Source organism: Sphingobium terrigena, from assembly GCF_003591655.1.
GTDB lineage: Bacteria > Pseudomonadota > Alphaproteobacteria > Sphingomonadales > Sphingomonadaceae > Sphingobium > Sphingobium terrigena.
In genome coordinates, this window is sequence record NZ_QVRA01000036.1 from 22,729 (window position 1) to 30,927 (window position 8,199).

The 8,199-nt window shown below is 61.3% G+C and carries 8 protein-coding genes and 1 pseudogene; 6 read left to right on the top strand and 3 right to left on the bottom strand.

Annotated elements, in window-relative coordinates; all coding sequences use genetic code 11:
- Positions 1 to 7 precede the first annotated feature (7 nt).
- From gnd to D0Z70_RS22175, 6 genes and pseudogenes are all read left to right on the top strand, one after another.
- Positions 8 to 991 carry a phosphogluconate dehydrogenase (NAD(+)-dependent, decarboxylating) gene (gnd, locus tag D0Z70_RS22155; RefSeq protein ID WP_119750114.1) on the top strand — a complete coding sequence of 328 codons (984 nt, stop codon included), beginning with the start codon at positions 8 to 10 and terminating at the stop codon, positions 989 to 991.
- Positions 988 to 1,463 (top strand): annotated as a pseudogene (locus D0Z70_RS25570) (glucose-6-phosphate dehydrogenase); the annotation flags it as partial. The gene gnd and the pseudogene D0Z70_RS25570, both read left to right, overlap by 4 nt.
- Complete coding sequence (zwf, locus tag D0Z70_RS22160; protein WP_239019079.1) at positions 1,452 to 2,417, top strand: glucose-6-phosphate dehydrogenase; 966 nt, start codon at positions 1,452 to 1,454, stop codon at positions 2,415 to 2,417. The pseudogene D0Z70_RS25570 and the gene zwf, both read left to right, overlap by 12 nt.
- Positions 2,414 to 3,229, top strand: a complete 816-nt coding sequence (locus D0Z70_RS22165; RefSeq protein WP_119750116.1) for a Cof-type HAD-IIB family hydrolase — start codon at positions 2,414 to 2,416, stop codon at positions 3,227 to 3,229. Before zwf ends, D0Z70_RS22165 begins: the two co-directional genes overlap by 4 nt.
- Positions 3,226 to 3,432: a hypothetical protein gene (locus D0Z70_RS22170; RefSeq protein ID WP_119750118.1), complete on the top strand. Its 207-nt coding sequence runs from the start codon at positions 3,226 to 3,228 to the stop codon at positions 3,430 to 3,432. The genes D0Z70_RS22165 and D0Z70_RS22170 overlap by 4 nt, the downstream gene beginning before the upstream one ends.
- Entirely contained in the window at positions 3,429 to 4,175 is a 747-nt protein-coding gene (locus D0Z70_RS22175) for an HAD-IIB family hydrolase (protein ID WP_119750120.1), read from the top strand. Before D0Z70_RS22170 ends, D0Z70_RS22175 begins: the two co-directional genes overlap by 4 nt.
- Before the next feature lie 138 nt (positions 4,176 to 4,313).
- Here the strand turns inward: D0Z70_RS22175 and D0Z70_RS22180 are convergent, their stop codons facing one another.
- The 3 genes from D0Z70_RS22180 to D0Z70_RS22190 form a co-directional block, all read right to left on the bottom strand.
- On the bottom strand, positions 4,314 to 5,612 hold the full coding sequence (locus D0Z70_RS22180) for a glycoside hydrolase family 130 protein (protein WP_119750128.1): 1,299 nt from the start codon (positions 5,610 to 5,612) through the stop codon (positions 4,314 to 4,316).
- A 234-nt stretch (positions 5,613 to 5,846) separates the two neighbouring features.
- On the bottom strand, positions 5,847 to 7,430 hold the full coding sequence (locus D0Z70_RS22185; protein WP_275402234.1) for an oleate hydratase: 1,584 nt from the start codon (positions 7,428 to 7,430) through the stop codon (positions 5,847 to 5,849).
- A 177-nt stretch (positions 7,431 to 7,607) separates the two neighbouring features.
- Positions 7,608 to 8,199 (bottom strand): zinc-binding dehydrogenase (locus D0Z70_RS22190; RefSeq protein WP_147418820.1); only part of this gene is annotated, 592 nt, incomplete at its 5' end.

An 8,199-nucleotide genomic window follows, 5' to 3' on the forward strand; every position in this document is an offset into this window, starting at 1 on the left:
TGAGCACATGCGTATAGCGATGATCGGCCTCGGCAGAATGGGAGCCAATATTGCGCGCCGTCTGATGCGCGGCGGTCACGAGATCGTCGCCTTCGATCGGAACCCGCCGCTGGTGGACATGCTGGCCGGCGAAGGCGCGACCGCCGCCGCTTCGCTTGAGGAGGTCGCAGCCAAGCTGGAGAGCCCGCGCATTTTCTGGGTGATGCTGCCGGCTGGGCCGCCGACGGAGAGCACGATCGAGATGCTGATGGGCTTGGCCTCCCCAGGCGACATAATTATCGACGGCGGCAACAGCTTCTACAAGGACGACATCCGCCGGGCGAAGCTGTGCGCCATGAAGGGGCTCCACTATGTCGATGTGGGCACCTCGGGCGGTGTGTGGGGCCTTGACCGAGGCTATTGCATGATGATCGGAGGCGATGCCGCGACGCTCGACAGTCTCGATCCTCTCTTCGAGGCCATGGCACCAGGCTTTGGGACGATCGCACGCACACCGGATCGCGGCGGTCCCAACGAGGACACCCGCGCCGAGAAGGGGTATATCCATGCCGGTCCAGCCGGCTCGGGCCATTTCGTCAAGATGGTTCACAACGGCATCGAATATGGCTTGATGCAGGCCTATGCTGAGGGGTTCGACATCCTGAAGGGCAAGTCATCCGCCAAGCTGCCGGAAGACGAGCGCTTCGACCTCAACCTCACTGACATCGCCGAGGTCTGGCGCCGCGGCAGCGTGATCTCGTCCTGGTTGCTCGATCTGACCGCGACGGCGCTCGCCAAAGACCAAATGCTGGAGCAGTTCTCGGGCCAGGTCGCGGATTCCGGCGAGGGTCACTGGACGATCGAGGCGGCAATGGAGGAGGCAGTCCCTGCCTACGTGCTCTCAGCGGCACTGTTCACGCGCTACCGCAGCCGGGTCTACACGACGTTCGGCGACAAGCTGCTCTCGGCGATGCGGTTCGGCTTCGGCGGCCATGTCGAGATGCCGCAATGAGCGATGCTCTGACTGCACCCTCTGCTACCTTCGTTATCTTCGGCGCATTTGGGGACCTCGCCCGCCGATTGCTGATACCTGCACTCGTTAACCTCGCTCGGGCCGGCTTGCTGAATGAGGACATGGCGCTCGTCGGTGTCAGCCATCATGACAGCGACGACGAGCATCTGCGCGAGGCGCTTGACGAATTCGTGAAGGACGATGCCAACTGGCCATGGCTCCGCAGTCGTATCCGCTATTTGAAGGGCGATTTCGCCGATACGACAATGTATCAGGCTCTCGGCAGCCAACTCACCGGTAACGCGATCTTCTACCTCGCCACCGCGCCCGCCTTCTTCGGGACCGTCGTCAATCAGCTCGGCGATGCAGGGCTGCTCAACGAGACCGATGGTTTCCGCCGCGTCGTGATCAAAAAACGTTCGGGACCGACCTTGCCTCCGCACAGGCGCTGAACCGGCAAATCCTTTCCCGCGCCAGCGAGTCCCAGATCTACCGGATCGATCACTTCCTTGGGAAGGAGACCGTACAGAACATCATGGTCACACGCTTCGGCAACACCATGATGGAAGCCGTCTGGAACAACCGCTATGTCGATCATGTCCAAATAACGGCGGCCGAGGCGGTGACCGTCGGCACGCGCGGCAGATTCTACGATGCCACCGGCGCATTGCGCGACATGGTTCCCAATCACCTCTTCCAGCTGCTGGCGTTGATAGCGATGGAGCCGCCGATCAGCTTCGATGCCGATGCGATCCGGACGGAAAAAGAGAAGGTCATTGCCGCCATCCGCCCGATCGACCCGACCGAGGCAATTCGCGGGCGCTATTGCTCCGGCGCCATCGCTGGCAAGGCCGTTTCCGCCTATCTCGATGAGCCCGACGTTGACCCGGCCAGCCGCACGGAGACCTTCGCCGCGCTCAAGTTGCACGTGGAGACGTGGCGGTGGTCGGGCGTGCCCTTCTATCTGCGCACCGGGAAGGCGCTGGCGACCCGTGATACCGAGATCGTCGTCCAATACCGCGACGTGCCGCTGGCGCTTTTCCAGGAGACAGTGGTGGACCGGCTGCCCCCCAACCGTCTTGTGGTGCAAATTCAGCCCGACGAGGGCATCAGCCTTGAGTTTGTGGTCAAGCGGCCTGGGCTCGTCGTGAACACTGCGCCGGTCGCCATGGATTTCCGCTACCGGGAGCATTTCCACGTGGGCCACCAGACCGGCTACGAAACTTTGCTGTATGACGTGCAATTGGGCGACCAGACGCTGTTTCAACGTGCCGCGCAGATCGAGGGCGGCTGGCGCGCCGTGCAGCCGCTCCTCGATCTGTGGGCACAAGGCACCCCCGAGGAATACGCCGCAGGCAGCGCCGGCCCCGAAAGTGCAGATGCGCTGATGCACCGCTCGCATCGACGCTGGCATCACCTCGGATGAGCGGCCCTATTCGCCTGATCGTCTCTGATATAGATGGCACGCTCCTCCGCCAGGACAAAACCCTCTCCGACGGCGTGATCTCTGCGGTTGGACGGGCCAGGACGGCTGGTATTGCGGTGAGCCTGATCAGTGCCCGCCCGCCCAGCGGCATGCTCTGGATCGCGAAACGGCTGGAGCTCCCAGGCGTCATCGGCGCCTTCAACGGCGGCACGATCGTCTGGCCCGACGGGACTGTCGTTTCGGCAGATCAGCTCGATCCCGAATGCGCCGCGCGAGCACTCGCCCTGCTTGAGCACCCGGCCGTCACGCCGTGGCTGTTTTCGGACGGCCTCTGGTATGCCCAAGCAACCGACGATGTGTATGTTCCGCGCGAGCGGCGCGCGGCAAGCATCGAGCCGAAAATCAAGGACGACTTCGCGGCATTGCTCGCTCATCCCGACAAGATCGTCGGCGTCAGCGGTGACCATGCATTGCTCGCGCGACTTGACGGCGAGATCGCGGCAGCGCTCGGACAGTTTGCGACTGTCGGCCGTTCTCAGCCTTACTATCTCGACATTACCGCTCCCCAGGCCAACAAGGGCGATGGCGTCGCCGCGCTGGCAGCCGCGATCGGCGTACCGCTCGCCAACGTTGCCGTGCTCGGCGACGAGCGTAATGACCTGCCGATGTTCGCGCGCGCTGGCCTCTCGATTGCGATGGGGCAGGGTCCCGATGCGGTCCGCTCCGCCGCTGACCAGGTGACCCTGTCGAACGAGGAGGACGGCGCTGCCCAAGCGATAGACAATATCATCCTGATGGAGGCTGCGAGATGATCGAGCATGGCCAAGAGCGGATCCGCCGCGGCATCTTGGGAAGGTGCACCGCGTTCGGAGCGCCGTCAAAGCCGGCTATCGTGCAGGCGATCCTCGATGCAACCGTCGCACCGGTTACCGTCCGCCTGAAGAATATCGAACCCGATCGCTCGAGCGCCGCCTATCCGCCGAGCGACAGCACCCTGATTGGAGTCCACCGATGAAGCGCCTTATCGCCTTCGACCTTGACGGCACCCTGGCCGAGAGCAAACAGCCCATAGACCAAGAAACGGCCGAGCTGCTTGCCAAGCTGCTTGATCTCGTCGGCGTCGCAGTGATCTCCGGTGGCGACTGGCCTCAGTTCGAAGCACAAGTCGTGTCGCGATTGCCCATCAGAGCTGACCTCCGTCAGTTATTCATCATGCCAACCACGGGCACCAAGCTCTACCGCTTCACCGATGCCTGGAAGCCGGTCTATGCTGATGTATTCGACCCCGACGAGCGCAGGCGCATTCTTCAGGCGTTTGAACTGGCCCCAAGGGAAGTGGGCCTTCCGGACGAGAGGACATGGGGTGAGCGGATCGAGGACCGCGGGAGCCAGATTACTTTCTCTGGACTTGGACAGGAGGCGCCGCTCGACGCAAAGAAAGCGTGGGATCCCGACTTCGCCAAGCGCAAGGCACTGCAGGCAGCGCTTCGATCACGACTGCCCGAGCTGTCGGTGAACGTCGGGGGATCAACCTCCATCGACATTACTCGCCAAGGCATCGACAAGGCTTATGGAATGCGCCGTCTTGCCGAGGAATCCGGCATTCCGCAGTCGGCGATGCTGTTCATGGGAGACGCGATCTATCCCGGTGGCAACGATGATCCCGTTCGCACAGCCGGAATCGACGTAATCCCCGTGCGAGACGTGGCGGAGACCCGGACCGTGATGATGGCAATTCTCGCTTGCCTCAAACCCTGATCAAATTGCCATGGCATGGAATCCCCTGTGCACAGCCAACATCGCTAAACGACGCGCGCCGCTCCGAATTGGCGTTCGTCTTCCTTGAACGGCATCCACCGCTCGAACAGTCAGCAATTCCCAATCAGTTCGAGTGACCTACTCCATCACACTTAGGAGGTTATCAATTGAGACCGTAGCGAAGGCAGTGAAGCTGTCAGCCACACCATAGGGCAGTAACATCGTCCGATCGTGAACGATCGCACCGCAACTATAGACAACGTTGGGTACGTACCCGTCCCTCTCGTGCGGGCTCGGGGCCAGTACCGGGCGCGGCGTGCGCGCCAGCAGCTTTGATGGGTCATTCTTGTCGAGCAGGCATGCGCCAATGCAATAGTTGCGGACCGTGCCAACGCCGTGGGTCATCACTAGCCAGCCTTCGTCAATCTCGATCGGCGACCCGCAATTTCCCATCTGGATGAATTCCCAAGGGAATTTTGGTGTAATGAGCTTTGCGCCACCTGCCCAGTTGAGCAGTTCATCGGAGAAGTGAAGCCAGATGTTCTTGCTGTCCTGACGCCCAAGCATGGCGTATTTCCCCGCTATGCGGCGAGGGAAAAGGGCCATGCCCTTTCCGCTCGAGGCCTGGCCGGCCAGGACACGCATCTCGAACGATCTAAAATCGGCCGTGCTCAGCAATTCCGATCGCACTTGGCCACCGCCGAACGCGGTATATGTACCATGGTAGCTTATGCTGCCATCATCCTCGCAGAAGCGAACAAGGCGCGTATCCTCGATACCCTGCGTTTGGCTCGGGAGGACCGGGAAAACCACTGTCTCCGAGATCGTGCGACTGCCGGCGCAACACAGGCGCACTGCCACGCCGTCATCTTTCCCGCATTTCCCGCACGTATCGATGAGAGGCGATACCGATGTCGGACTAGGATCATCGACTACGAGCGCTCCGCCCGGCGTCCAGGTGCCGGTGCGGAATGTAACCGAAGACACGTGTCCCTCGCCGATGCCTCGCAGCGACATCACGAATCGAATGGTGCCTTCGGGGAGCCCCGACTGATCCGGATGAAGTACCGCGCTTGGGTTGAACAGCGCAGCGGCCTCATATGCAAATTCTTCGCTGCAATAGGCACCGATCAACCGCTGCTGCTCAACGGTGATCCGGTCGGCGCCCTCAATCCGCCCGGCGATATCGTTGAACCGGCGAAGCAACATCGCATCGACGTCGCGGTGGTTCTCGTCCAGGGATAGTGTGACGCCTTTCAGCTGACGCGCCAACTCAGCCTCGTCGAGCGCCACGATCAGATCGACAGTCTCCTGGGTGCGGGACGTGCCGCCGTCGAAATCTCTGGGATAATTCGGCTCAAAAGGACGGACGACGGTGCGCGATGGATCCGGCCGAAGAACGCGATCATAGAAGTTCAGCTTTGCGCGTGCGGTCATGCTGATCGGTCTCCATTCGAATAATCCGCGCTGATCAATAAAGACGCGAGCGCCAAATTGCGCGAGCCTGTCCTGGTCCGACATTCGCCCTCGGTAGATGGCACTGTCGCGTCGGTAGGGCACGGTGCCTTCGCGCTGAATTGGGATTGTTACGTAGCCATTTCAGTGCCGCGCGCAGCGCACCAGAGAAACGTGACGCCTGCGTTTGGCCTGCTCGATCGAATGCGCGATGTTCTAGCGGAATGCCTTGATCGCCGCGCTCAGATTGACCCTGGCAGATCGATCATAGTGACTGACTGGCGGGATCTGCGCATCGATTCCGAGCAACTGATAGACCGCCATTTGCGCGGCCCGCACCGAATATTCGACGGTGAAGACAACATCTTCGGGTATTTCGACGAACTGACTGACAAAGGCGAGATTCCGCGTCGTTTCGGGAACCGGGAGCGGTCGTTCGCCTTTCGAGCGCGGCATGAACATGCTCGTAATATAGGGCATCCGGCAGGGGATGCAGTTTGCCGTTTCAAAGACTGTCATGTCGATATTGAGATGGCCACATAGCTCGATCAGAAGGTCCTCCCCGCAGCAGGCTGACATCGGCTTTGGCACGAAATCGCCGATGCGATCGGGGTGCAGAGCATATCCCCAGAACACCCGGCTCGTCGCCGGCTGGTCAGGGAAATGCGGTTGATGCGCCAATACCACCGACATCAACCAGCTCGAATCCTTGAAGGTCACAAGTCCACCCGTGCCCGCCACGTTTCCGGTGAAGGATTCCATATGGTCGAAGAAGCGCGTGTTTCCCTGCGTGACCGTGAACGATATCCAGCAGGATTCGGCGATCGAGCTATTGAAGGCGGCTGGGTTCCCAAAGCCGGGATGCTCCGCGGCGAGCTTCTCCCATAGGGCCCACCCCCCGCTGTCATGTTTCGTCCGATGCGGCGGCGCACTGGTCATGGATCCAAGGCTCGAGGCGTCGGTCATCGAACCGTTCTGAAAAAAGACGAGGTCTTCGGGTCCGACGTCAATGGCTTCGACCGCTTCGCCGTGGCGCAGCAGGATGCGGCTGACCGCTGACTTGCCGCCGATCGGGGCGAGGACGAGGTCTGTGACCAATGTGTCACTGGCGAAATGGACTCCCCGTTCTTCGAGCCAGGCGGCCAGAGGACGGACCAGGGAATCATATTGGTTGTAGACCGTGCGCTTTACGCCCGCGAGCGTTTCGATCCTCGAGAATTCCTTGATGAAACGATGGAGGTAGCGCCTGAATTCGACCGCGCTGTGCCATGGCTGAAAGGCGAAGGTCGTTGCCCACATATACCAGAATTTGGTCTCGAAAAATGAAGGCGAGAGCCAATCGGTAATCCGTGTGGCACCCAATCGCTCTTCACTGGCGACGGAAAGGCTGAGCAATTCCAACCGGTCGTTCATCGAAAAGCCCATCGAGGTCACGTCGAGGATGGCACAATCGCGGTCGATCAGGCGTGCCTTCGAATGCGATCGTACACGTTCGTTGAACGCGATCGTCTCCTCGAAGACGGTCAAGCCGGGATGTTCGAGCGAGGGGATCGTCTTGAACAGACCCCAGGTGCATTCGTAATTATCCGTTGTCAGCATCCGGCCGCCGCGCATCGAATAGCCATCCGATGCGCTGCCGGCGCCGTCGAGGCTGCCGCCAAGGATCGGAAGCATTTCATAGACGGTAATGTCGCTGCCCTTCAGGCCACCGTCGCGGATCAGGAAGGCCGCTGCGGCCAGGGCGCCGATGCCGCCGCCGACAAGATACGCTTTTCTACCGCTTGCCATGTTGTTCTCCACTGGCGCCAAGTGGCGCCATGATCGAAATGAGCCGGAGTCCCGGTCCGAGCGATGCCACTATGCCGGGGGCCGACGGCGCGGCGGTTCTCACCAAAAGATCGGACCTGCCGGGACGATGTGGGCGCACGCACGGGTGGTTGGGCACGGGCGGGGCACACCGTCAGAGCATTCGCTTGGTCAGTGGGCGCCGCCCTCGAAATCGATCACGATCCGCCCCTCGATTTCACCATGATGCATGCGCGCGAAAATATCGTTGATGTTCTCCAGCGTGTCCGTCGTGACGGTCGCGCGAACCTTGCCCTCCGAGGCAAAATCAAGCGCTTCCTGCAGATCGAGCCGCGTGCCGACGATGGAGCCACGAACGGTGATCCCGTTCAGGACCGTGTCGAAAATCGACAGCGGAAAGTCGCCTGGCGGAAGCCCGTTCAACGCCACCGTGCCTCCCCGCCTGACCATGCCGAGTGCTTGCTGAAATGCGATCGGCGACACTGCTGTGACAAGTGCGCCATGGGCGCCACCGATCTCCTTCTTGATGAATGCGGCAGGGTCGACGTTGCGCGCGTTGACGGTGAGATCCGCGCCCAGTCGCTCCGCGAGCGCGAGTTTGGCGTCGTCGATGTCGACGGCCACGACATTGAGCCCCATTGCCTTGGCATATTGCACGGCCATATGCCCGAGACCGCCGATGCCCGAGATCGCCACCCAATTGCCGGGCCGTGTGTCCGTGACCTTCAGCCCCTTGTAGACCGTCACGCCGGCGCACAGGATC

Excerpts from the sequence above, each read along its gene's own strand:
- D0Z70_RS22165 (WP_119750116.1), top strand. The coding sequence starts at position 2,414 with ATGAGCGGCCCTATTCGCCTGATCGTCTCTGATATAGATGGCACGCTC.
- D0Z70_RS22175 (WP_119750120.1), top strand. The coding sequence starts at position 3,429 with ATGAAGCGCCTTATCGCCTTCGACCTTGACGGCACCCTGGCCGAGAGC.
- D0Z70_RS22180 (WP_119750128.1), bottom strand. The coding sequence starts at position 5,612 with ATGACCGCACGCGCAAAGCTGAACTTCTATGATCGCGTTCTTCGGCCG.
- D0Z70_RS22170 (WP_119750118.1), top strand. The coding sequence starts at position 3,226 with ATGATCGAGCATGGCCAAGAGCGGATCCGCCGCGGCATCTTGGGAAGG.
- gnd (WP_119750114.1), top strand. The coding sequence starts at position 8 with ATGCGTATAGCGATGATCGGCCTCGGCAGAATGGGAGCCAATATTGCG.